The sequence below is a fragment of the Cellulomonas sp. Root137 genome (assembly GCF_001426725.1).
Lineage (GTDB): Bacteria > Actinomycetota > Actinomycetes > Actinomycetales > Cellulomonadaceae > Cellulomonas.
In genome coordinates, this window is record NZ_LMFG01000001.1 from 2017063 (window position 1) to 2041295 (window position 24233).

General features: G+C 73.8%; 21 protein-coding genes. 15 read left to right on the plus strand and 6 right to left on the minus strand.

Annotated features, from left to right (window positions below; translation table 11 throughout):
* The 10 genes from ASD18_RS09610 (at position 1) to mutM (ending at position 8801) form a co-directional block, all read left to right on the plus strand.
* Positions 1-2292, plus strand: a complete 2292-nt coding sequence (locus ASD18_RS09610; protein WP_369817264.1) for an ATP-dependent DNA helicase RecG — start codon at positions 1-3, stop codon at positions 2290-2292.
* Between the two features lie 40 nt (positions 2293-2332).
* Positions 2333-3022, plus strand: a complete 690-nt coding sequence (locus ASD18_RS09615; protein WP_056089865.1) for an ABC transporter ATP-binding protein — start codon at positions 2333-2335, stop codon at positions 3020-3022.
* Positions 3019-4638, plus strand: a complete 1620-nt coding sequence (locus ASD18_RS09620) for a DUF6297 family protein (RefSeq protein WP_056089868.1) — start codon at positions 3019-3021, stop codon at positions 4636-4638. The genes ASD18_RS09615 and ASD18_RS09620 overlap by 4 nt, the downstream gene beginning before the upstream one ends.
* Positions 4635-5201, plus strand: coding sequence for a 16S rRNA (guanine(966)-N(2))-methyltransferase RsmD (gene rsmD / locus ASD18_RS09625; protein ID WP_056089871.1), 567 nt, complete (start codon positions 4635-4637; stop codon positions 5199-5201). Before ASD18_RS09620 ends, rsmD begins: the two co-directional genes overlap by 4 nt.
* A gap of 58 nt (positions 5202-5259) precedes the next feature.
* Entirely contained in the window at positions 5260-5748 is a 489-nt protein-coding gene (coaD, locus tag ASD18_RS09630; protein WP_056089874.1) for a pantetheine-phosphate adenylyltransferase, read from the plus strand.
* Positions 5745-6236, plus strand: a complete 492-nt coding sequence (locus ASD18_RS09635) for a hypothetical protein (protein ID WP_056089877.1) — start codon at positions 5745-5747, stop codon at positions 6234-6236. Before coaD ends, ASD18_RS09635 begins: the two co-directional genes overlap by 4 nt.
* A gap of 125 nt (positions 6237-6361) precedes the next feature.
* Positions 6362-6940 (plus strand): DUF177 domain-containing protein, encoded by a 579-nt coding sequence (locus tag ASD18_RS09640; RefSeq protein WP_056089879.1) that lies wholly within the window; start codon positions 6362-6364, stop codon positions 6938-6940.
* 2 nt (positions 6941-6942) lie between these two features.
* Positions 6943-7140 carry a 50S ribosomal protein L32 gene (rpmF, locus tag ASD18_RS09645; RefSeq protein ID WP_055913037.1) on the plus strand — a complete coding sequence of 66 codons (198 nt, stop codon included), beginning with the start codon at positions 6943-6945 and terminating at the stop codon, positions 7138-7140.
* 67 nt (positions 7141-7207) lie between these two features.
* Positions 7208-7897, plus strand: a complete 690-nt coding sequence (rnc, locus tag ASD18_RS09650) for a ribonuclease III (RefSeq protein WP_056089882.1) — start codon at positions 7208-7210, stop codon at positions 7895-7897.
* A gap of 1 nt (position 7898) precedes the next feature.
* On the plus strand, positions 7899-8801 hold the full coding sequence (gene mutM / locus ASD18_RS09655; RefSeq protein WP_056089884.1) for a bifunctional DNA-formamidopyrimidine glycosylase/DNA-(apurinic or apyrimidinic site) lyase: 903 nt from the start codon (positions 7899-7901) through the stop codon (positions 8799-8801).
* On the opposite strand, the gene ASD18_RS09660 is transcribed toward mutM, so the two are convergent.
* Entirely contained in the window at positions 8798-9742 is a 945-nt protein-coding gene (locus ASD18_RS09660; protein ID WP_235522310.1) for an NAD(P)-dependent oxidoreductase, read from the minus strand. The genes mutM and ASD18_RS09660 overlap by 4 nt on opposite strands.
* Positions 9743-9799: 57 nt before the next feature.
* On the opposite strand from ASD18_RS09660, the gene ASD18_RS09665 reads away from it, so the two are divergent.
* On the plus strand, positions 9800-10426 hold the full coding sequence (locus ASD18_RS09665) for a response regulator transcription factor (RefSeq protein ID WP_056089886.1): 627 nt from the start codon (positions 9800-9802) through the stop codon (positions 10424-10426).
* Between the two features lie 15 nt (positions 10427-10441).
* Here the strand turns inward: ASD18_RS09665 and ASD18_RS09670 are convergent, their stop codons facing one another.
* Genes ASD18_RS09670 through ASD18_RS09690 form a run of 5 tightly spaced genes read right to left on the minus strand, consistent with a single transcriptional unit; the run spans position 10442 to position 18078 of the window.
* Positions 10442-12154, minus strand: a complete 1713-nt coding sequence (locus ASD18_RS09670; RefSeq protein WP_235522311.1) for a GAF domain-containing protein — start codon at positions 12152-12154, stop codon at positions 10442-10444.
* Positions 12144-13883, minus strand: a complete 1740-nt coding sequence (gene cydC, locus ASD18_RS09675; protein ID WP_056089888.1) for a thiol reductant ABC exporter subunit CydC — start codon at positions 13881-13883, stop codon at positions 12144-12146. The genes ASD18_RS09670 and cydC overlap by 11 nt, the downstream gene beginning before the upstream one ends.
* Entirely contained in the window at positions 13880-15505 is a 1626-nt protein-coding gene (gene cydD, locus ASD18_RS09680; RefSeq protein ID WP_056089891.1) for a thiol reductant ABC exporter subunit CydD, read from the minus strand. Before cydD ends, cydC begins: the two co-directional genes overlap by 4 nt.
* Positions 15502-16566, minus strand: coding sequence for a cytochrome d ubiquinol oxidase subunit II (gene cydB, locus ASD18_RS09685; protein ID WP_056089893.1), 1065 nt, complete (start codon positions 16564-16566; stop codon positions 15502-15504). Before cydB ends, cydD begins: the two co-directional genes overlap by 4 nt.
* A 15-nt stretch (positions 16567-16581) precedes the next feature.
* Positions 16582-18078, minus strand: a complete 1497-nt coding sequence (locus ASD18_RS09690) for a cytochrome ubiquinol oxidase subunit I (RefSeq protein WP_056089897.1) — start codon at positions 18076-18078, stop codon at positions 16582-16584.
* 484 nt (positions 18079-18562) lie between these two features.
* Between ASD18_RS09690 and ASD18_RS09695 the strand changes: the two genes are divergently transcribed.
* From ASD18_RS09695 to obgE, 4 genes are all read left to right on the plus strand, one after another.
* Positions 18563-21643: an Rne/Rng family ribonuclease gene (locus ASD18_RS09695; RefSeq protein ID WP_056089900.1), complete on the plus strand. Its 3081-nt coding sequence runs from the start codon at positions 18563-18565 to the stop codon at positions 21641-21643.
* Between the two features lie 297 nt (positions 21644-21940).
* Entirely contained in the window at positions 21941-22249 is a 309-nt protein-coding gene (gene rplU / locus ASD18_RS09700; protein ID WP_200938597.1) for a 50S ribosomal protein L21, read from the plus strand.
* 72 nt (positions 22250-22321) lie between these two features.
* Positions 22322-22582, plus strand: a complete 261-nt coding sequence (gene rpmA, locus ASD18_RS09705) for a 50S ribosomal protein L27 (protein ID WP_055913072.1) — start codon at positions 22322-22324, stop codon at positions 22580-22582.
* 119 nt (positions 22583-22701) lie between these two features.
* A complete protein-coding gene (obgE, locus tag ASD18_RS09710; protein WP_056089904.1) occupies positions 22702-24225 on the plus strand; it encodes a GTPase ObgE in 1524 nt (507 codons plus the stop codon).
* The last annotated feature ends 8 nt before the right edge of the window (positions 24226-24233 follow it).

Genomic DNA, 24233 nt, shown 5'->3' on the forward strand with positions numbered 1-24233 from the left:
GTGGCCGGCCGCGACGGGCTCACCTACCCGGACAGCGTCCACACCGACGTGGACGTGCTCCACCGGCGGGTGGAGGGCAAGCCCGCCGAGCAGAAGAAGTACGCCGCGCTCGGCATCGAGACGGTCGGCGACCTGCTCTCCCACTACCCCTGGCGCTACGCGGACTCGCGTGAGGTGACCGACATCGCGAGCCTCGCGGTCGGGCACAACGTGTCGCTGGTCGCCCGGGTGCGCGGCGCCGAGATCAAGCTCGCGCAGAGGACGGGCAAGCCCCGCGTCGAGGCCAAGGTCACCGACGGCACCCGCACGCTCGACCTGGTGATCTTCATGCCCCACCGCTCCATGGCGGAGTTCCACCTGAAGCGCCTCGTGCCCGGGTCGCTCGGGCTGTTCTCCGGCCAGATCAACGTGTTCAACGGCCGGCTCCAGCTGGCGAACCCCACGTACGCGATCTTCGGGCACGAGGTCGACGAGGCGGTCGCCCTCGAGGAGGCCGAGTGGCCGATCCCGATCTACCCGGCGACCGCGGGGCTGGAGTCGGACAAGATCCGTGCCGCGGTACGCAAGGAGCTCGACGGGCTCACGGAGGCGGACGTCCCGGACCCGGTGCCGGACCAGGTGCGCACCGAGCGGCACCTCGCGTCGCGGTGGAGCGCCCTGCGCGCGGTCCACGTCCCGCAGACCGAGGAGGAGTGGCGCAAGGGGCAGGCACGACTGCGCTACGAGGAGGCCTTCGTGCTGCAGGCCGAGCTGGCCCGGCGGCGCGCACACGCCCAGCGCGAGGAGTCGACGGCACGCCCCGCGCGCTCCGGCGGGCTGCTGGACGCCTTCGACGCCCGGCTGCCGTTCACCCTCACCGAGGGGCAGGTCGCGGCCGGCGAGCAGATCGCCGAGGACCTTGCGCGCCCGCACCCGATGCAGCGGCTGCTGCAGGGCGAGGTCGGCTCGGGCAAGACGGTCGTGGCGCTGCGCGCGATGCTCCAGGTCGTCGACGCGGGCGGTCAGGCCGCGCTGCTCGCCCCGACGTCGGTCCTCGCGGCGCAGCACGTCCGCACGCTGCGCGCCCTGCTGGGCGACCTGGCGGAGGGCGGGCTGCTGGGCGGCTCGGAGATCGGCACGCGCGTGGCCCTGCTGACGGGTGCCCAGAACGCCGCCGAGCGGCGCAGCAACCTGCTCGAGGCGGCGAGCGGGCAGGCGGGGATCGTCGTCGGCACCCACGCCCTGCTGTCGGACCCCGTGCAGTTCGCCGACCTGGGGCTCGTGGTGATCGACGAGCAGCACAAGTTCGGCGTCGAGCAGCGGGGCCGGCTGCAGGCCAAGGCCGCGAACGCCCCGCACCTGCTGGTGACCACGGCCACGCCGATCCCGCGCACGGTGGCCATGACGGTGTTCGGCGAGCTGGAGATCTCGGAGCTGCGGCACGTCCCGGCGGGCCGCAGCGGGGTGACCACGCACGTCGTGCCCGCGGACAACCGGGCGTGGATGGACCGGACGTGGAGCCGGGTGCGCGAGGAGGTGGAGCGGGGCGGACGCGCCTTCGTCGTGTGCGCGCGGATCGACGGGGACGACGACGGCGCCGCCGCCGGGCCGCGGGAGACCGACGGCGCCGACCTGATCCTCGACGAGCCGACGACCGTCCGCGAGGCCCAGGCGGCCGAAGGACGTGCCCCGAAGCGGCCGCTGCGGGCCGTGCTCGAGGTCGTCGAGACCCTGCGGAACGACGCGCGGCTGGGCGGTGTCGAGGTCGGTCTCCTGCACGGGCGCATGACGAGCGACGAGAAGGACCGGGCGATCGCCGACTTCTCGTCCGGCCGCACGCCGGTGCTGGTGTCCACCACCGTGATCGAGGTCGGCGTCGACGTGCCGGCCGCCACGGTGATGGTGATCCTCGACGCCCACGTGTTCGGGCTGTCGCAGCTGCACCAGCTGCGCGGCCGCGTGGGTCGGGGGAGCGCGCCGGGCCTCTGCCTCCTCGTCGCCGACGCCCCCGAGGGCAGCGTCGCCGCGCAGCGCCTGGGCGCGCTGGCGGCGACGACCGACGGGTTCGAGCTCGCGCGCGTGGACCTTGAGCTGCGCAAGGAGGGCGACGTCCTCGGGTCGGCGCAGTCCGGGCGCCGGGGCACGCTGCGGTTACTGCGGATCGTGAGCGACGGTGCGGTGATCGACCGGGCGCGCGACGACGCCCGGACGCTGGTCGAGGCCGATCCGGAGCTGGGGGCGTGGCCCGCGCTGCGTGCCGCGATCGACCTGCAGCTGGCCGACGGGCGCGAGGAGTTCCTGGGCCAGAGCTGAGCGTCGGGAGCCGGGGCGCCCGGCGGATACCCTGACGCACGTGTCGAAGCCCGTCATCCGCGCCCAGGACCTGCTCGTCGGCTACGGCGGGGCGCCCGTGTGCGCACCCGTGACGTTCACGCTGGCGCCCGGCAAGGTCGTCGCCCTCGTCGGCGCCAACGGTTCGGGGAAGTCCACCGTGCTGCGCGCCGTGATCGGGCTGCTCGAACCGTCGGGCGGGTCGCTGCAGGTGTTCGGCGGGCCGGTCGACGAGCGGGACGTCGGGTTCCGCACCAAGGTGGCCAGCGTCCTGGACGACGACGCGTACTTCCCGGCACTCACGGTCTCCGAGCACCTGTACCTGACCGCCCGCGGGCACGGGGTGCACGGCGCGCAGGACGTGGTCGCGGGGCTGCTCGCCGAGTTCGGCCTGACCGACCACGCCAAGTCCCTGCCCGTCGCCCTGTCCTCGGGGCAGCGGCGCCGCCTGCTGCTCGCTGCGGGGTTCGTCCGGCCGCGGTCGCTCCTCGTCCTCGACGAGCCCGAGCAGCGGCTCGACCGGGCGATGCGCGACCGGTTGGCCGCGCGCATCGTCGCGGAGAAGCAGTCGGGCGGTGCCGTCCTGCTGGCCACGCACGACCCGGACCTGCTCCGTGCGGTCGCCGACCGGGCGGTGCACGTGGCCGACGACGTGACGCGCGTGCTCCCGACGGACCAGGCGGCCGATCTCATCGCGCGGGAGAACCCGTGACCGACACCGTCGGCACCCACGACGACGAGCCGGCGGTCCAGCCGTTCGACCTCGGTGACGTCCCGTCCGCCAAGAGCATCCGACGCTTCACCGCCCAGGCCGCGAACGCCCGCGGCGGGGCGAACATCGGCGACCTGCTGTCCAGCGTCTACTACGCGGTGATCAGCATCGCGATCAGCGTCGGTCTGGCGCTCGGCTTCGCGCAGGCCATGCGCGCGTCGCTGCCGCCGTCCCCGGACGTCGAGGCGCCGCTCTCGCTGAGCCTGGCCACGCTCGTCGTCGTCATCATCGTGGCGCTGGCGGGGGCGCTCCTCTCGCTCGCCGGCCGGCTGGGACCGGTCGGCGCCGGGGGAGCGGAGGCGGCCTGGTGGCTCGGTCTCCCGGTCGACCGCCGCGGGCTCCTGCGCCCTGCCGCGCGCCGGCTGCCCCTGCTCGCGGGATTCGTCGGTGCGGTGCTCGTCGCGCTCCTGGACGCCGGCCTGCTCGCGGATCCGGGACTGCGCGTCGCGCGGGTGGCGGCGACCGCGGCCCTGGTGGCCGCCGGGATCGTGCTGGTCGCGGCGGTGGGGCAGTCGGCGAGCGTGTCGCGACGCTCGATCGCGCTGGCCGGCGACGTGCTGCTCTTCCTCGCCCCCGTCGCGGCGGTGATCCTCGCGCGCGTCGGCTGGTCGGTGGACGAGGTGCCCGGAGCCCCGTGGTGGTTCGTCGCCGCGCTCGTCCCGGTCGTCACGCTGCTCGCGGTGGTGGTCGACCGGCGGCTCGGGCGGATGCCCGCCCGGAGCCTGCGCGAGAGCGGCTCGGTGGCCACCCAGGCGGTCGGCGCCGTCGTGTCGATGGACTCCCGCGAGCTCGGCCGCGCGCTGACGGACGGTGCCGCCGCGCCGGTGCGGCGGTGGGTCTCGCGGCTCCGCACGGCCCGCGGGCCGGTGTCCGCGCTGATCACGGCCGATGTGGTGGTGCTGCGCCGGTCCGCCCGGCACGTGGTGCAGCTCGTGGTCGCGGCCCTCGTCCCGGTGCTGGTGAGCACCGTCCCGCAGCTGGCCAGCTCCGTCGGGGTCCTGCTGGCCCTGCTCGTCGCGGGGTCGGTGGCGATGAGTGCGACCGGTGAGGGCGCCCGGCGTGCCGAGATGGCCCCGATCCTCGACCGGCTGCTGCCCATCGACGCCAAGACGGTCCGTCGGCTGCGCATGGTCGTGCCGGCGGCGGCGATGGCCCTGTGGTCCGTCGTCGCGTTCGCCGCGGTGGGCCGGTGGGCGTCCGACGTGCCCGGCTGGATCGCGCTCGGGCTGGCCTCCACGCCGGTCTGGGCAGCGGCGGCCGTCCGCGCCTCGTACCGGCCCGCACCCGACTGGGGAGGTGCCCTCGTGTCGACCCCGATGGGCGCGCTGCCCACGGGCGTCGCCACGGTGCTCGCGCGCGGCCCGGACCTCGTCGTGCTCTGCCTGCTGCCGGTCTGGATCGCGGTGCTGCTGCGGACGGTGAACGCGACCCTGCTCTACACCCAGATCATCCTGTCGGTCATCGCCGTGGCGGTCGCTTCGTCGATCCGCACGCGGTCCCTGATGGAGACCCTGATGGACGCCCAGGAGCAGGAGCGGGCGGGAGCGCGCCGGTGACCCGCATCGTCGCGGGGTCGGTCGGCGGTCGCGTGCTCCAGGTGCCGCGCGCCGGGACCCGGCCGACGAGCGAGCGCGTGCGGGAGGCCCTCTTCTCGCGGCTGGAGCACCTCGACGTGGTCGACGGAGCCCGTGTGCTCGACCTGTACGCGGGCTCGGGCGCGCTCGGGATCGAGGCCGCCAGCCGCGGCGCCGCGCACGTGACCCTGGTCGAGGCCGCCCGGGACGCCGCCGAGGTGTGCCGCCGCAACGTGACGACCCTCGGGCTGGCGGGAACCATGGAGGTGGTCGCGGAGAAGGCCGAGCGGTTCGCGCTGCGGGCTCCGTCGGCGCCGTGGGACCTGGTGCTCATCGACCCGCCGTACGACCTGGCGGAGGCCGACCTGGGGGGCGTGCTGGCCGGGGTCGGGTCGGCCCTGTCCGGCCACGGGGTCGTCGTCGTCGAGCGGGCGTCCCGCACCCCGGAGCCCACCTGGCCGCCGACGCTGGTCCGGTTCGACCGGCGCGCGTACGGGGACACCGTCATGTGGTTCGCGGAGCTCACGGACAGCGCGCAGGCCTGAGCACCCGCCACGGCCGCGTCCCCGTGGCCGGACGCGGAGCCTGGCCTACCCTGACCAGGTGACCACCGCCGTCTGCCCCGGGTCGTTCGACCCCCTCACGCTCGGTCACGTCGACGTGATCCGACGCGCCCGCTCGATGTTCGACGAGGTCGTCGTCGGCGTCGCCCGCAACTCCACCAAGTCCTCGTTCCTGCCCGTCGAGCATCGGGTCGCCCTCGCGCGCGACGTGTTCTCGGACGTGGACGGCGTGCGGGTCGAGGCTGTCGACGGGCTGCTCGCCGACTTCGTCCGTACGGTGGGTGCGGTCGCGGTGGTCAAGGGCCTGCGCGGTGGGGCCGACTTCGACGCCGAGCTGCCGATGGCACTCATGAACCGGCACCTGTCGGGTGTCGAGACGGTGTTCGTCGTCGGTGACCAGGCGCTGGCCCACATCGCGTCGTCGCTGGTCAAGGACGTGGCACGGTACGGCGGGCCGATCGACGACCTCGTGCCCGGGCCGGTCGCCCACGCGGTACGTGCAGCACTTCGAGGAGGGGACGCAGGATGACCGACGAGGATCCGACGACTCGGCCCGAGGGCCTGACCGGCGTGCTGGACGCGATCGCCTCGGCGGTCACGAACGCGCGGGCGATGCCGATGTCGTCCTCGGTGCTGGTGAACCGCGCCGAGCTGCTCGACCTCGTGGACCAGGCGCGTGACGTCCTGCCCAGCCAGCTCTCGCGCGCCGACGAGGTGCTGGCCGACGCCGACGCCGCCCGCTCGGTCGCGCAGGCGGACGCCGATGCCCTGCTGGCGCAGGCGCGCGCGCAGGCGGCGGCGCTCGTCGACCAGGAGGCCGTCGTGGTCGCGGCGCGGGAGCGCGCGGCCCAGGTGGTCGCCGATGCCGAGGAGACCGCGGAGCGGCTGCAGCGAGAGGCGGACGACTACTGCGACCGCCGGCTGGCGGACTTCGAGATCGATCTCGGCAAGGTCCTCAGCCAGGTGCAGGCGGGCCGGGCCAAGCTGGCGGGACGGCTCGGCGTCGACGAGGGCTGAGCAGGTCGAGAGGTGAGACCTGCGCCACTCGCGGAGGATTTGGGCGGCCCCTGACCTGTGCCGTAGAGTGATCCGTTGGTTCTGCCGCTCATGGCCGTACCGAGATCAACGAGGGGACCCTGGCCGTGCCGCGCCCTGTTCACCTCGATCCCCGTTCGCCCTTCGTGCTCGATTCGCACGAGCTCGGTCGACGTCCGGGATCGACGAGGACCGTGCAGCGCACCGTGGGTGCCCCGGAAGATCTCGGGACGGATGTGATCGGCATCCCCACCGGGGCTGACGTCGAGCTGGATCTGCGGCTCGAGGCAGTCATGGAGGGGGTCCTGGTCACCGGATCCGTCCGTGGTCGGGCGATCGGGGAGTGCGTGCGCTGCCTGGGTGAGGTCGTCGAGGATGTCGACGTCTCGCTCACGGAGCTGTACGTGTACCCCGAGCGCGCGGCGGTCGCGGTCGAGGACGGCGACGACGAGGAGGACGTGCGCGAGCTGGAGGGCGACCTGGTCGACCTCGAGCCTGCGCTGCGGGACACGGTCGTGCCGGCTCTGCCGTTCCAGCCGCTGTGCCGTCCCGACTGCCCCGGCCTGTGCTCCGAGTGTGGAGCGCGACTGGCGGACGACCCTGACCACTCGCATGAGACGCTTGATCCTCGCTGGGCCGCTCTGGGCGGCCTCGTGGGCTCGAACGACGAGACGAAAGAGAGCTAGCCGTGGCTGTTCCGAAGCGCAAGATGTCGCGCAGCAACACCCGTGCGCGTCGGTCGCAGTGGAAGACCACTGCCACGACGCTCCACACCTGCCCGCAGTGCAAGGCCAACAAGATGCCGCACACGGCCTGCCCGTCGTGCGGTACCTACAAGGACCGTGCCTACGCCGAGGCCGTGCGGACCGAGTTCGAGGTCCGCTGAGGCTGAGCTTGCGGCTCCTTGAGCCCAGCTCGTCCGCCGTGGGGCATTCGATGACCGGAGGACCGGCGTGAGTGCCGCGGCAGAACTTCTCGAGAAGCTCGGGGTCCACCTGGACCCCGAGCTTCTCGTGCTTGCCCTGACCCACCGCTCGTTCGCGCACGAGGCCGGTGGCATCCCCACCAACGAGCGCCTCGAGTTCCTCGGCGACGCGGTGCTCGGACTGGTGGTCACCGAGCGGCTCTACCGCGCGCACCCGGACCTGCCGGAGGGCGCGCTCGCGAAGATGCGGGCCGCCACGGTGTCGCAGCGCGCGCTCGCGGTCGTCGCGCGGGACCTCGACCTGGGCAGCTACGTGCTGCTGGGGAAGGGCGAGCTGTCGACCGGTGGGCCGGACAAGGACTCGATCCTGTCCGACACGCTCGAGGCGGTGTTCGGCGCCGTCTACCTCAGCCACGGCGTGGAGACGGCACGCACGCTCGTCGAACGGCTGGTCGGCCCCTCGCTCGAGGCTGCTGCGGGGCTCGGTGCCGGCCTCGACTGGAAGACCTCGCTGCAGGAGCTGTCCGCTGCCCTGGGGCTCGGCGCGCCCAGCTACGAGGTGACCGGCGAGGGCCCCGACCACTCCCGCACCTTCACCGCCCGCGCGGTGGTCGCGGGGCAGCCGCGCGGCGTCGGGGTGGGACCGGCCAAGAAGCTCGCCGAGCAGGACGCAGCCGCGGACGCCTACCGGGTGCTCGCCGCGCTGCCGCTGCCCTGACGTGCCGGAGCTGCCCGAGGTCGAGACCGTCCGCGACGGGCTCGCACGACATGTGCTCGGTCGCACGGTCACGGCGGTCGAGGTGCGCCGCGACTACAGCGTCCGACGGCACGTCGACGGTCCCCTCGACTTCGCGGGTCGGCTGCGCGGGCGGCGGCTCGATGCGGCGGTCCGGCGCGGCAAGTTCCTCTGGCTCCTGCTGGACGAGGGGGACGACGCCCTGCTGGCGCACCTGGGGATGAGTGGGCAGCTGCTCGTGCGCGAGCCCGGCGCCGACCGCGTCGAGCACCCGCACCTGCGGGTCCGGCTGGACCTCGACGACGGGTCCGCCCTGGACTTCGTGGACCAGCGCACGTTCGGCCACCTGAGCGTCCCCGACCTGGTGCCGACGCCCGACGGTGCGCCCGGCGGGCTCGGCTCSCCGCTGCCGGTGGTGCCGGAGCCGGTCGCGCACATCGCCCGCGACCTGCTGGACCCGGCGCTGGACCACGACGCGCTGGTCGCGGCGGTGCGTCGGCGCAGGACCGGCCTCAAGCGTGCGCTGCTGGACCAGACCCTGGTCTCCGGCATCGGGAACATCTACGCCGACGAGGGGCTCTGGCGCGCGCAGCTGCACTACGCGCGCCCGACCGAGACCCTGCGCCGCGCCGAGGTGGTGCGGGCGCTCGACGGTGCGGCGGCGGTGATGACCGAGGCGCTGGCCCAGGGCGGGACCAGCTTCGACGCGCTCTACGTGAACGTGAACGGCGCGTCCGGCTACTTCGACCGCTCGCTCGCCGTGTACGGGCAGGAGGGTCGGCCGTGCCCTCGCTGCGGCACCCCGGTGCGCCGCGACGAGTTCATGAACCGGTCGTCCTACAGCTGCCCGCGCTGCCAGCCGCGCCCACGACGCGGTCGGTTCTAGCGCTGCACCACATTGCGGAGCTTGCCGCCCGACAGGTACGCGGAGAGGTTCGCGGTGATCAGCTCGCCGGCACCGACGGGCCGCCCGCCCGCGGCGTGCGGGCTGATCAGCACGCGGGGCTCGTCCCAGAGCGGGGAGTCGGCGGGCAGGGGCTCGGTCTCGAACACGTCCAGCGCCGCACCCGCCAGCCGGCCCGCCCGCACCGCGTCCAGGAGGGCGGCCTCGTCGAGCGTCGCGCCCCGGCCGACGTTGACCACCCACGCATGCGCAGGCAGGAGCGCGAGCACGTCGGCGCCCACCGCGTGCTGCGTCTGCGGGGTGGCGGGCAGCAGCGAGACCAGCACGTCGGTCAGTGGGAGCTCGTCGGGCAGGTCGAACGCCGAGATCACCGGGAAGCCGTGGCGGTCACCGGCGGCCGTGGCCACACCGGTCACCTGGGCGCCCAGCGCGGCCAGCAGGGGCGCCAGCCGGGCGGCGATCGACCCGAAGCCCCAGATCAGCACGCGGGCGCCGTCGAGCGTGCGGAACACCTGTCCGGGCCGGGTGTCCTGCATGCCGCCGAGCTCGCCCGCCCAGCGGTGCTCGTCCTGAGCGCGCACCAGGTCGGGGAGGCGGCGGGCCGCGGCCAGCAGCAGGGCGAGCGTGTGCTCGGCCACCGGGCCGTCGTGCAACCCGCGTCCGGAGGTGATGACGACGTCGTCCGCGAACCCCGCGGCGAGCGTGGCGTCGGGGCCGGCGGCGAGCGTCTGCACCCAGCGCAGCCGGGTCAGGCGGCGGGCGGCGTCGGACATCTGCTCGTGCCCGTTGCCCCAGAGCACCAGAACGTCGGCGTCGAGGGCGTCGTCGGGCACAGGTTCACCCACGTCGTACCGGACAATTTGGACATCGGAGGGAACAGTCGGCTCGTCCGACAGCGTGGTCGGCAGCAGGAGGGTGGTCACGCTCGTTACGATGCCACGGTGCCTCACTCCAGCGCCTCCGCAGGTCCCATCACTGTGATGATCGTCGACGACCACGAGGTGGTCCGGCGCGGGATCGCCGAGGTGGTCGACCGGGCGGACGGCATGTCCGTCGTCGCCGAGGCCGGATCGGTGGCCGACGGCGTGCGCCGGGCCGCCCTGGTGCGTCCGCAGGTGCTCCTCGTGGACCTCCAGCTGCCGGACGGCACGGGCATCGAGCTGCTCGCCGCCCTGCGTGAGCAGCTCCCGTCGGCGCGAGCGATCGTGCTCACCTCGTTCGACGACGACGACGCCCTCGCGGCCGCGCTGGACGCGGGCGCCGCCGCCTACCTGCTCAAGTCCGTGCGCGGCGCGGAGATCACCGACGTCATCCGCGCCGTCGCCGCCGGCCGGATCCTGCTCGACGAGCGGACGGTCACGCGCCGCAAGGCCGGGCACGACGACCCGACCGAGAGCCTGACCCCTAGCGAGCTGCGGGTGATCGACCTGATCGGCGAGGGCCTGTCCAACCGGGAGATCGCCGAGCGTCTGGGCGTCGTGGAGAAGACCGTCAAGAACCACATCACGTCGCTGCTGGCCAAGATGGGGCTGCAGCGCCGGACGCAGGTGGCGGCCTGGGTCGCGTCGCGCAAGCACGCCGGCTGGCGGGCCGAGCCGGGTCACTGACGCACGGGCTGCCGCTCAGCCGAGCGGGGCCTCCCACGTCAGGAGCGTGCCGCGTCCGTCGGGCGGGGTGCCGAGGCTGAACGTCCCGCGGTGCTGGCGCGCACGGGAGACGAGGTTGCCGGTGCCGGAGCTCCGGTCGCGGCGCGGCGGCAAGCCCACGCCGTCGTCCTGCACCTCCACGAGCACGAACCCGAGCGGCCCGGTCCCTCGCACGGTCACCCGCACGATCACCGATGACGCGTGCGCGTGCCGCGCTGCGTTCGCCAGTCCCTCGCGGACCACCGCCACCACGTCGGACGCCAGCGCCTGACCCACCCGCTCGTCGAACTGGTCCTCCTCGACGCCGCCGTCGACGAGCGCCTCGCCGTCGAGGCTGACCACGAACGAGGGCGCGAAGCCGAGGCCGGTGCGCGCGAGGGACGCCTCCCGGCGCAGCCGCTCGACGAGCCCGGAGGCGGCGTCGGGGTCGTGCAGCTCGTGCACGATCTGCCGGATCTGGCGCACGGAGGCGTCCACGTTGTCGAGGGCGTCGTCGACGATCCCGGTCAGCTCGGTCGCGTCCACGCCGCGGGCCGCCCGGCGGCGCACGGTCTCCAGCTGCATGCCGGTGGCGAACAGCTGCTGGATGGCGAGGTCGTGCAGGTCGCGGGCGATCCGCTCGCGCTCGTCCAGGAGCGAGGCCAGGTCCTGGGCGTGCCGGGCGCCGGCCAGCACGTACGCGAGCGCGGCCTGCGCGGCGAACGACTCGGCGGTCGCCAGGTCGCTCTCGTCGAACGGGGTGGCGCCGATCTTGCGCAGGAGGATCAGCACCCCCATGTCCTGCCCCGAGGACCGCAACGGTGCGTAGAGCGCGGGCCCGAACGAGCGCATGACCGGCACCGCGACGGTCCGGGCCGCCGACAGGGAGGGCGTGAGCAGGCCCTTGCCCTCCGTCATCACCGTCCAGGCGCGTCCGCCCATGGGCATCCGCGCGCCGAGGATGCGCTCGCTCTCGTACCCCACGGCGAGCTCGATCAGCAGCTCCCCGCCGACGCCGGGAAGGGCCAGCGCGGCGGTGTCGGCGCCGGCGAGCTCGAGGGCGGTGGCCGCGATGTGGTCGAGTGCCTCCTCCTCGTCGATGCCCTCCAGGAGCATGGTCGTGATGTCCTGCCCGGCGCGCAGCCAGTGCTCGCGCCGCTCGGCCTCCGCGTACAGCTGCGCGTTCGCGACGGCCACGCCCGCGGCCGCGGCCAGGGCGACCACGACGTCCTCGTCGGCCTGCGTGAAGCCGCCGGCCTTCTCGGACAGATAGAGCTGGCCGAACACCCGGGGGCCGACGCGCACGGAGGCGCCGAGGAAGGAGCCCATCGGCGGGTGCTCGCGCGGGAACCCGCGGAACGCAGGGTGCTCACGAAGGTCGTCCAGACGCAGCACGCCCGTCTCCGGGATCTGGCCGAGGACTCCCTGCGCGTGCGGTGCCGTCCGCAGGGCACCGGCGACGGCGGTGGGGACGCCGGTGAACACGAAGGTGGTGGAGGTGCCGTGACCGTCGAGCACGTTGAGGGCGCCGTACCGCGCGCCGGTGAGCTCGGCGCTGACCTGCACGAACCGCTCGAGCACCGTGGCCAGCTCCAGCTCGCTGGCCACCGCGAGGATGGCGCCGAGGAGGTCGGTCAGGCCGTCGCCGGTCAGGGGGAGGGCTGAGTCCGGCACCTCGGTGAGCCGGCCACCGGGTGTCTCATCGCGCACGCTCGGCCTCCGTCTCGTCGTCCGCACGTTCGCGGTCCAGCAGCTCACGGTAGCCGGGCGCCGACGCGGCCAGCTGCTCGTGCGTCCCGCGCGCCCGGATCCGCCCGCCGTCGAGCCAGAGCACCTCGTCGGCGGCGCCGAGCGGGGTGAGCCGGTGGGTGACGACGACGACCCCGCGAGGGTCGCCCAGCAGGTCGGTGACCAGGGCGTCCGCGCGGTCCGGGTCCAGGTGCTCGGCAGGCTCGTCGACGAGCAGCAGCTCGGCCGGGGACAGCAGCGCGCGGGCGACGAGCAGGCGTCGTCGCTCCCCACCGGACACCGTGCGGGCGTCCGGGCCCAGGAGCGTGTCGAGCCCGTCCGGCAGCCCGGCGAGCCAGTCACCCAGCCCGACGCGGACCAGGACGGCCTCCGCCTCCGCCTCGGTCACGTCACCGCGGGCGACCCGCAGGTTCTCGAGCACGGTGGTGCCGAACACGTGCGCGTCCTCCGTGCCGACCACCACGGCGCCGACGACGGTCTCGCGGGCGAGGTGGTCGACGTCGTGCCCGCCGAGCGCGAGCGATCCGCCGCGGCGGGGGAGCAGCCCGGCCAGGGTCAGGAGGGTGGTCGTCTTGCCGGTGCCGGACGGTCCGACGACGGCCACCGACCGGCCGGCGCGCAGGTCCAGGTCGAGCCCCTCGAGCACGGTCGGCGCGCCCGGCCAGCCGGCGGCGACGCCGGCGGCGACGAGCGGGGGACCGGCGGTGCCGCGGTCGGTCGGGTCGGGGTCCGTCGGCGCGTCGAGCAGGGCGAGGATCCGGGCAGCCGCCGCGCGCGACCGCTGCACCTGGATCGCCGCGGCGGGCAGCAGCGACGTCGCCTCGAACGCGGCCAGGGGCGTCAGGACGATCACGGCGAGCTCGACGGGGGACAGGAGCCCGGCGCCGACCGCCGGCACGCCGGTGACCAGCGCGACGAGCACGGCGATGCCGATGGCGAGCTGGCCGAGCCCCGCCGCGACCGCAGCCGCACCGGCACCCGCGTCGGTGGCCGTCGCCAGACGACGGTCGGCCTCCCGCAGAGCGGCGAGCTCGTCGGCCGCACGCCCGGCCACCCGCAGCGGGCCGGTGTCGTCGAGCAGGCCGAGGGCGGTGGCCGTCATGTCGGCGCGGCTCTGCAGGGCGAGGGCCTCGGTGGTCCGCGCGGCGCGTGCCGCGATCAGGGGCGCCGCGACCCCGGCGAGCAGGAGGCAGCCGGCGAGCGCCAGCCCGGCCGGCGGCCAGAACGCGCACATCGCGAGGACGGTCCCCGCACCGAGCAGCGTCGCGACCCCGGCCGGCAGCAGGCCACGGACGACGACGTCCCCCACCGTGTCGACGTCCGCACCGACGCGGGCCAGCAGGTCGCCGCGCCGCAGCCGCAGGAGGGTGTCGGGCCGGGCCACCGCGAGCCGCTGGTACAGCGTGGTGCGCAGCTCGGTCATGCCGCGCAGGGCGACGTCGTGGGACACCAGGCGCTCGAGGTACCGCAGCACCCCGCGCCCGATGCCGAACGCCCGCACCGCGACGGTGGCGACCGACAGCTGGAGCACGGGCGGCATCTGCGAGGCGCGCGCGATCAGCCACGCGGACACGGCGGCCAGCGCGACCCCGCAGCCGAGCGCGAGCGTCCCGAGCAGCAGCGCGAGCGCGAGGCGTCGCGGATCGATGTCCAGGAGCCGGATCGCGCGCCGGAGCGTCCCGCGCGTCACGCGAGCACCTCCGCGGCGGAGCGCACCCGTACGACGTCGTCGGCGGCCGCGACGAGCGAGTGCCGGTGGGCCACGAGCAGCACGGTCCGGCCCGCGTCCCGCAGCGCCCGCACGGTGTCGAGCACGACCTGCTCGCCGGCCGCGTCCAGGTGGGCCGTCGGCTCGTCGAGGACGACGAGCGGGGTCGGAGACAGCAGCGTGCGGGTGAGAGCGACGCGCTGGCGCTGGCCGAGGCTGAGGCCCTCACCACCGCGACCGAGCGGCGTCTCCCAGCCGAGCGGGAGGTCCACGAGCACGGCGTCGAGGCCGGTGAGCCCGGCCGCGGTCGCACGCGAGGCCTCGTCGCCCCCGACCAGCTGCGCGATCGTCCCGGGCTCGAGCACCGGGCGCTGGGGGAGCCACGTGACCTGCGCCCACAGCGAGGCCGGGTCGACGTCTTCCAGGTCGATGCCGTCGATCGACGCGCGGCCGGTGTCGGGGCGCAGCAGCCCGAGGGCGACCTCCAGCGCGGTCGTCTTGCCGACGCCGCTCGGTCCCGTCAGCGCCACGACGGTGCCCGGCCGCAGCACCAGGTCGAGGTCGACTGGCGTGCCGGCGACGCCGACGCCGTCGAGCCGCAGCGTCGCGGTGCGCAGGTCGGGGGCGGTCCGCGTCCCGGCCGGCGGGACCGGCGTCTCCAGCACCTCGAACGCCCGCCCCGCGGCCGCGACCCCGTCGGCCGCCGCGTGGAACTGGATGCCGACCTGGCGCAGCGGCAGGAAGACCTCGGGCGCGAGGACCAGCACCGCGATGCCGGTGACCAGGTCGAGGTCGCCCTCCACCAGCCGCAGCCCGATGCCGACCGCGACCAGCGCCACGGACAGCGTGGTGAGCAGCTCGAGGACCATCCCGGACAGGAACGCGATGCGCAGGGTCCCCATCGTGGCCTGGCGGTGCGCGTCGCCGAGGCTGCGCACGCGGGCGCCGGGGCCGTGCTCGCGTCCGTGCGCCCGCAGCGTCGGCAGGCCTGCGAGCAGGTCGAGCACCTGTGCGCCGAGCCGCTGCATGCTGGCCAGGCCCTGCTCGGAGCGCCCCTGGGTCAGCCGGCCGACGAGCACCATGAAGAGCGGGACCAGCGGCAGCACCACGACGAGGATCGCCGCGGAGACCCAGTCCAGCCCGAGCACGACGAGCAGGACCCCGGGCGTCACGGTCGCGGCCAGGACCAGCTGGGGCAGGTACCGCACGAAGTAGGGCTCGAGCGCGTCGAGCCCGCGGGTGGCCAGCGTGACCACCGACGGACCCTCGCCGGTCGCGAGCCAGCGCGGACCGAGGGCGACCGCGTGCGCCACCACCTGCTCGCGCAGCTCGCCGACGGTCCGGGTGGCAGCCCGGTGCGCGAAGCGCTCCTGCAGCGCGGTGACCAGGGCGCGGACCACCACCACGGCCGCCAGCCAGGCGATCGTCGGACCCAGCACCGCCAGGGTCGCGCCGTCCGTCACCGCGTTCCCGAGGGTGTGCGCCAGCAGCAGCGCCTGCGCGACCACCAGCGCCGCCGTGAGCACGCCGAGGGCGGCGGTCAGGGCGACGTACCCCCGGGCCGCGCGGGCGTGCCGCAGCAATCGCGGGTCGAGCGGTCTCACTGGTCGGAGGACGGCTTGTTCAGCGCGGGGACCTTCTCGAACGTGAGGCCGGTGTGGGCGGGGATCTGGTGCGAGGAGATTCGCTTGCGGAACACCCAGTACGTCCAGCCCTGGTAGAGCAGGACGAGTGGGGTGAGCAGCGCGGCCACCCACGTCATGACGGTGAGCGTGTAGCTCGTCGACGACGCGTTGGTGACCGTCAGCGAGTTGGCGGGGTCGAACGCGGGCATCACGTCGGGGTACATCGAGCCGAAGATCAGGACCACCGCGGCGACGATAGCGACGGCCGAGGCGCTGAACGCCAGGCCCTCCTTGCGGCGCTGCGTGGCGACGACCAGGACGACGAGCGCCCCGGCGGCGACCACGACCGCGGCCCACGTCCACGGCACCGAGTACGCCAGCTGCGCCCACACGGCCCAGGCGCCCGCGACGACGAGCGTCAGCACCGACGACCACGCGGCGAACGCCCCGGCGCGTGCTCGGACGTCACCGTCCGACTTCAGCGCGAGGAACACCGCACCGTGCGTGAGGAAGATTAGGGCCGTCGTCGCGCCGCCGAGCAGGGCGAACGGGTTGAGCAGAGCCCAGAACCCGCCCACGTACTGGTGGTCGGCGTCGAGCTCCACCCCGCGGACCAGGTTGGCGAACGCCACGCCCCAGAGCACCGCGGGCACCCACGAGCCGACGATCAGCGACCGGTCGGCGAGCGACCGCCAGCGGTCGTCGTCGATCTTGCCGCGCCACTCGAACGACACCACGCGCACGATCAGCGCGAGCAGGATGAGCAGGAGCGGCAGGTAGAAGCCGGAGAACATCGTGGCGTACCACTCCGGGAACGCCGCGAACGTCGCGCCGCCGGCCGTGAGCAGCCACACCTCGTTGCCGTCCCAGACCGGGCCGATGGTGTTGATCATGACCCGGCGGTCGCGGTCCTTGGCGGCGCGGTCACCGCGGGACAGCAGGCCGAGCAGCATGCCGACACCGAAGTCGAACCCCTCGAGCACGAGGTAGCCGGTCCACAGGACGGCGATGAGGATGAACCAGACGGTCGTGAGCTCCATGGTCGTCGGCTCCGCTCAGTACGCGAACGACAGCGGACGGTCGGCTGCGTCCGGGTCGTTGTCGGGGTTGTCCGGGCTGGGGTCGTGCTCGGTGTCGGCGACGCCCTCGATGGTGTAGCGGTGCATCAGGCGGTACCAGAACACGGCAAGGACCCCGTAGAGCAGGGTGAACGCGATCAGGCTGGTGAGGATCGTCCCCGTGCTCGTCACCGTCGACACCCCGCGCGCCGTGAGCAGCCACACGCCGTCCACGCCGCTCGGGTTCGGGTTGGGGGCGACGACCCACGGCTGGCGGCCCATCTCGGTGAAGATCCAGCCGAACGACGACGCCAGGAACGGGGTGACCAGCGCGACGATGCCGAGCCGGCCGAACCACACGTTCCCGTTGACCCGGCCCTTGCGGGTGACCCAGAGGGCGACCAGGGCGAGCGCGGCCGACCCGAGGCCGAAGCCGATCATGAGCCGGAACGACCAGTAGGTGACGAGCAGGTTCGGCTGGTACGAGATCGGGTTGCCCTCGTCGTCCGTGAACCCGTACTTCTCCTCGTACTCCGCCTGGAGGTTCTCGACGCCGGGCAGGGGAGCGTTGAAGTCGCCGGTGGCCATGAAGGACGTGAGGCCGGGGATCTCGATGACGTGGTTCACGCCCTCGCAGGAGTTGCTCAGGTCGCCGATGGCCAGGATGGAGAACGGCGCGCCGCCCTCGGTCGTCTGGCACAGCGCCTCGGCCGACGACATCTTCATCGGCTGCTGGTCGAACATGAGCTTGGCCTGCCAGTCGCCCGAGAGCGCGACGCCAACCCCCGACACGAGCATGACGACCACGCCCAGGACGACCGCCGGCCGGTACACGTCGCGCGCCTTGTCGGCCTGTCCCGCACGCACCAGCCGGACCATCCACCAGGCGGCGATGCCCGCGACGAAGGTGCCGGCGGTGAGGAACGCCGCGGCGATGGTGTGCGGGAACGCGGCGAGCACCGTGGGGTTGGACAGGACGGCGCCGATGTCGACCATCTCGGCGCGGCCCGTGGTCTCGTTGTAGATCGAGCCGACGGGGTGCTGCATCCACGAGTTGGCCGCCAGGATGAAGAAGGCGGAGAGGTTGGTGGCGATCGCCACGGCCCAGATGCACGCGAGGTGGATCTTCTTGGGCAGCTTGTCCCAGCCGAAGATCCACAGGCCGAGGAACGTCGACTCGACGAAGAACGCGGCAAGCGCCTCCATGGCCAGCGGGGCGCCGAACACGTCGCCGACGAAGCGGGAGTACTCGCTCCACGCCATCCCGAACTGGAACTCCTGCACGATCCCGGTGGCCACACCGATCGCGAAGTTGATGAGCAGGAGCTTGCCGAAGAACTTGGTCAGCCGCAGCCAGCGCTCGTTGCCGGTCCGCACCCACGCGGTCTGCATGATCGCGACCAGCGGCGCGAGGCCGATCGTGAGCGGGACGAAGATGAAGTGGTAGACGGTCGTGATGCCGAACTGCCATCGAGCGACGTCGAGCGTGTCCACGGGCCCCTCCGGGGGTGCGAGGCGGTACGGCGGGTCGGGTCCGAGGTTGTGCCCACCGGCCCGTGGGTCGACCGGGCCTGACGTGCGGACCTGGGGAAACGCTAGGACCACGACCAGTCTGCCCCTGGGACCAAGGTCCCGGAAGACGGCAGGTCGTCAGAAAGACCGGGAGGCGCGCCGGGCGGCGAGGGGACGCCGGGCGAGATGCCCTGTGCGATACTGACCACGGCTCCTTGGACGACCACACCGCCCCGGGACCCTTGAGCTCGCAGCACCAGCATGTCGTGCGTGCCAGCCGCCGCTCTGCCGCCCGCTGGTCCCCGATCGGGACCGACGGCTCCGGCGTCGCAGGCGATGGCGCCGACCGGGTGCAGCAGCCACGACCGCCGACTTTCCGTCGCCGCGCAGCACGCGTGCGACGACCGACCGACCGAGTGCCGCCGCGAGTGTGGGTGGCGTTGCTCGGTATCCAGGAGCACTTCGCGTGACCGACGAGAACACCCCCACCGCAGACGCGACGACGACCGCCGGGGGTGAGGCACCGCCCGCAGCACCGCGACGACGCCGAGCCACCCGCGTGACCGCCGCCCCGAGCACCGACGCCCCGGCCGACGCAGTCGTCACGGTCCCGGTCGTCGCCGAGCAGCCCGCCCCGCCGGCACCCGCCGACGAGCCGGCGGCCCCCGCCGAGCCGGTCGCCGGTGCAGCCCCCGCGAAGAAGTCGCGCCGGGTCACCCGCACCGTCGTCGCGACGCCCGTCGAGGACGCCCCGGCCCCCGTCGTCGAGGCGCCCGAGCCCGTCGCCGAGCCGGAGACCGCCCAGGACACCGCCCCGGTGGCCGAGGAGCCCGCCCCCAAGGCGGCCCCGCGCCGCCGCCGGTCCGGCACCCGCGCCGCCGCCGCGCCCGAGCCTGCCCCGGAGCCCGTGCCCGCCGAGATCGAGCCGGCCGAGACCGAGGAGGAGGACGCCGAGCAGGCGCCGACCCTCGACGTGCTCGCCGAGCTGGCTGCGACCGCGCCGTCGACCGAGTCGTCGACGGAGCCGGCCAACGCCACCACCAGCTCCACCTCCACCGGCCGCCGCTTCGCGACGACCGCCCTGCTGTTCCAGGCGCCGGACCCGGCCGCGGCTCGCCCGCGTCGTCGTCGTGCGCAGGCCGGCACCGGCTCGCCGGAGGAGATCTCCGAGGCCGCACGCCGCGCCGAGGCCGAGGCCGCCGAGGCGACCGCCGAGCCCGTCGAGGTGACCGAGGCCGAGACCGTCGAGCAGGACGCGGGCCCGTCGCGCGGCTCACGCCGCCGCGGCCGCCGTGGACGCGGCGCGGACGCCGCACGGACCGAGGACGAGGTCGTCGAGGACGTCGTCGAGGCCGTCGCCGACGAGGTCGTGGCCGACGACGAGTCCGCCGAGGACGTCAACGACGACCAGGCCGAGCTCGAGGACGAGGACGAGGCGGAGACCGCCGAGTCCGGCGCCCCGCGCCGCCGTCGCCGTCGCGGTGGCCGTGGCCGGCGCAGCCGACCCGACTCCGCCGGGTCGGCGGACGAGTCCGAGGACGCGGACGAGGACACCGACGAGGCCGCCTCGACCGACGCCGAGCCCGACGCCGACGACGCCACCGACGAGGACGGCGGCTCGAGCCGTCGTCGCCGTCGCCGTCGTCGTGGGTCGTCCCGCGGCGAGCCCGGCGAGCAGAACGAGCCCCGCGCCGCCCGCACGCGCGTGCCCAGCGACGAGGTCACCGCCCTGCGCGGCTCCACGCGGCTCGAGGCCAAGCGCCAGCGCCGCCGGGACGGTCGCGACGCCGGCCGCCGCCGCCAGATCATCACCGAGTCGGAGTTCCTGGCCCGCCGCGAGTCCGTGGACCGCTCGATGATCGTGCGCGAGAAGAACGCCCGCACCCAGATCGCGGTGCTCGAGGACGGCGTCCTGGTGGAGCACTACGTGTCCAACCAGGCGCAGGCCTCGATGGTCGGCAACGTCTACCTCGGTCGCGTGCAGAACGTGCTGCCGAGCATGGAGGCCGCGTTCGTCGACGTCGGCAAGGGCCGCAACGCCGTGCTGTACGCCGGCGAGGTCAACTGGGACGCCGCAGGGCTCGAGGGGGGCTCGGCGCGCCGCATCGAGCAGGCCCTCAAGTCCGGTGACCCGGTGCTGGTGCAGGTCACCAAGGACCCGATCGGCCACAAGGGCGCCCGCCTGACCTCGCAGGTCACGCTCGCCGGCCGCTACCTCGTCTACGTGCCCGGCGGCGGCATGACCGGCATCAGCCGCAAGCTCCCCGACACCGAGCGCAACCGCCTCAAGAAGATCCTGCGCGAGATCGTCCCGGACTCCGCGGGCGTCATCGTGCGCACGGCGGCCGAGGGGGCCAGCGAGGACGAGCTGCGCGCCGACATCGCCCGCCTGCAGAGCCAGTGGGAGGCCATCGAGAAGAAGTCGAAGACCGCCTCGGCACCGGCGCTGCTCCAGGGCGAGCCGGACATGGCCATCCGCGTGGTCCGCGACATCTTCAACGACGACTTCTCCTCCCTCGTGGTCGAGGGCGCCGAGGCCTGGTCGACGATCTCGTCCTACATCGACGAGCTCGCTCCGGACCTGGCGCAGAAGGTCACCCGCTGGGAGTCCGACGCCGACGTGTTCGCCGAGCACCGCATCGACGAGCAGCTGGCCAAGGGCATGGACCGCAAGGTCTGGCTGCCCTCGGGCGGCTCGCTGGTGATCGACCGCACCGAGGCCATGACGGTCGTCGACGTCAACACCGGCAAGTTCACCGGCTCGGGCGGCACGCTCGAGGAGACGGTCACCCGCAACAACCTCGAGGCCGCCGAGGAGATCGTCCGCCAGCTCCGGCTGCGCGACATCGGCGGCATCATCGTCATCGACTTCATCGACATGGTGCTCGAGTCCAACCGCGACCTCGTGCTCCGCCGCCTGGTGGAGTGCCTCGGCCGCGACCGGACCAAGCACCAGGTCGCCGAGGTCACCTCGCTCGGCCTGGTCCAGATGACCCGCAAGCGCGTCGGCCAGGGCCTGGTCGAGGCGTTCAGCGAGACCTGCGAGCACTGCCACGGGCGCGGCTTCATCGTGCACGAGGAGCCGATCGAGAAGAACAACCAGCGTCCCGACGCCGGTGCGCAGCAGCAGCCCGCGGCCGCCGCCGACGCGGAGGCCAAGCGGTCGCGTCGCAAGCGGGGTGGCACCAGCAAGGAGCCGGTCGCGCACGTGCCGCACGCGGGCGTACCCGTGCTGCCCGAGGCCCGTGAGGCGGTCAAGGCCACGCTCGCGACGATCGCCGCAGCGGCTGCGCACGCCCACGAGCACGATCACGACCACGACGAGGCACCTGCCGTCGAGCAGCCCGAGGCGCCCAGCGCTCCCGGCCTCGACGTCTTCGCCGAGTTCGCGGTCGCGCAGGCCGAGGAGGCGCCCGAGCCGGTCTCCGGTGCGGCCCTCGAGCTGACGGCGGTCCCGGCCGACGTGTTCGAGTCCGACGACGAGTCCGAGAGCGACGACGCCGAGGCGTCCGAGCCCGGGGACGGCGACGGTCTCGAGGAGCACTGACGAGGGCGCTCGTGCCGGGTGACGCCGGCACGAGCACCCCGCAGCGACGTGCGTTCGGTCACGTCGCACGTGGGGAGGTCCGTCAGGTTTGACCCTGCGCCGTGCGGTCCGTACCCTAGAACGTCGGCGCGTCGTGTACGCGCTGGTCATGTGTGCCGCCGTCGCGGCGCCGACGCGAACCCCCACGGGAACCGGTGAAGACCGGTGGCAGCGGGATGTGCGCGGGCGCAGGCAGGGCACCAAGCATTTCGACTGAGCATGTGACAAGCAGTTCGACGAGCAGAGATGAGCAGCAACGTGGTGTACGCGATCGTGAAGGCTGGCGGCCGCCAGGAGAAGGTCGCTGTGGGCGACGTCGTCGTCGTCGACCGCCTCGGCGCGCAGGCCGGGTCGACCATCGAGCTGACCGCCCTGCTGCTCGTCGACGGCGAGAAGGTCACCACCGACGCCAAGGCCCTGGCCAAGGTGAAGGTGACGGCGGAGGTCGTGCGGGACGAGAAGGGTCCCAAGATCGACATCCTCAAGTACAAGAACAAGACCGGCTACCGCAAGCGCCAGGGTCACCGCCAGAAGCTGACCCGCCTCAAGGTCACCGGCATCTCCTGATCTCGCGCCGTCGGCCGGTTGGCCGCAGGCACGCGCAGCCCCCCACACTCTGAGCACGAAAGCAGGCACGTCATGGCACACAAGAAGGGCGCGAGCTCCTCGCGCAACGGTCGCGACTCGAACGCCCAGCGTCTGGGCGTCAAGCGCTTCGGTGGCCAGGTCGTCAAGGCCGGCGAGATCATCGTCCGCCAGCGCGGCACGCACTTCCACCCCGGCGTGAACGTCGGCCGTGGCGGCGACGACACGCTGTTCGCCCTCGCCCCGGGCGCCGTGACCTTCGGGACGCGCCGTGGCCGCAAGGTCATCGACATCGTCGTGGCGGCCGAGGTCTGAGTTTCATGACGCCGCGACAACGGTTCGCGGCGGGTCATTCGTGGGAGGGGCGCACCGGTGCGGTGCGCCCCTTCTGCGTGTGAGTATCGAGAAGTAGCAATGGCAAGGGAGGTTCAGCCGTGGTGACATTCGTCGACCGGGTCGTGCTGCACGCGACCGGCGGTGACGGTGGGCACGGGTGTGCGTCCATCCACCGGGAGAAGTTCAAGCCGCTCGCCGGCCCCGACGGGGGCAACGGTGGCAACGGCGGCTCGGTGATCATCGAGGTGGACCCGCAGGTCACCACGCTGCTCGACTACCACCACTCGCCGCACCGGCACGCGCCGTCCGGCACGCAGGGCATGGGAGACCACCGCTCGGGCTCGACCGGCACCGACCTGGTGCTCGGCGTCCCCGACGGCACCGTGGTCAAGTCGCCCGACGGCACGGTCCTCGCCGACCTCGTCGGCGTCGGCGCCCAGTACGTCGCCGCGTCGGGTGGCCGCGGAGGCCTCGGCAACGCCGCCCTCGCCTCGCAGCGCCGCAAGGCTCCGGGCTTCGCTCTGCTGGGCGAGCCGGGCACCGAGCAGGACATCGTCCTCGAGCTGAAGACGATCGCCGACGTCGCGCTCGTGGGCTACCCGAGCGCCGGCAAGTCCAGCCTCGTCGCCGCCATCTCGGCGGCGCGGCCCAAGATCGCCGACTACCCGTTCACCACCCTGGTGCCCAACCTCGGCGTGGTGCAGGCCGGCGGCGCGCGGTACACCGTGGCCGACGTCCCCGGACTGATCCCGGGCGCGTCCGAGGGGCGCGGGCTGGGGCTGGAGTTCCTGCGGCACATCGAGCGCTGCGCGGTCATCGTGCACGTGCTCGACTGCGCGACCCTGGAGCCGGACCGTGACCCCCTGTCGGACCTCGAGGACATCGAGGCCGAGCTGCGGACGTACGCGGGCGACCTGACCATCGAGGGCGGTCGGGTGCCGCTCCTGGAGCGCCCCCAGATCGTGGTGCTCAACAAGATCGACGTCCCCGAGGCGCGCGAGCTGGCCGAGCTGGTCAAGCCCGACCTCGAGGCCCGCGGGTTCCGCGTGTTCGAGGTGTCGACCGCCAGCCACGAGGGCCTGCGTCTGTTGACGTACGCCCTGGGGGAGATCGTCGACAAGGCCCGTCGTGACGCGCCGGCGCCGGAGAACACCCGCGTCGTCCTGCGCCCGAAGGCCGTGGACGACGCCGGGTTCACGGTGACGCGCCGCGAGGTCGAGGGCCAGGGCGTGTACTTCTGGGTGCGGGGCGAGAAGCCCGAGCGCTGGGTGCGTCAGACCGACTTCACCAACGACGAGGCCGTCGGGTACCTGGCGGACAGGCTCGCACGCCTGGGCGTCGAGGAGAAGCTGTTCGCCGCGGGTGCCGTCGCCGGCGACGAGGTGCGCATCGGCCCCGAGCACAACGCGGTCATCTTCGACTGGGAGCCCACCCTCATGACCGGGTCCGAGTTCCTCGGCGGTCCGCGCGGGGTCGACCTGCGGATCGAGGACCGGTCCCGGCCGACCCGTGGCGAGAAGCGCCAGGAGTACAAGGAGCGCATGGACGCCAAGACCGAGGCGCGCGAGGAGCTGTGGACCGAGCGCGAGGCCGGCGTCTGGACCGACGCGGCGGAGGGCTGACCGCTGTC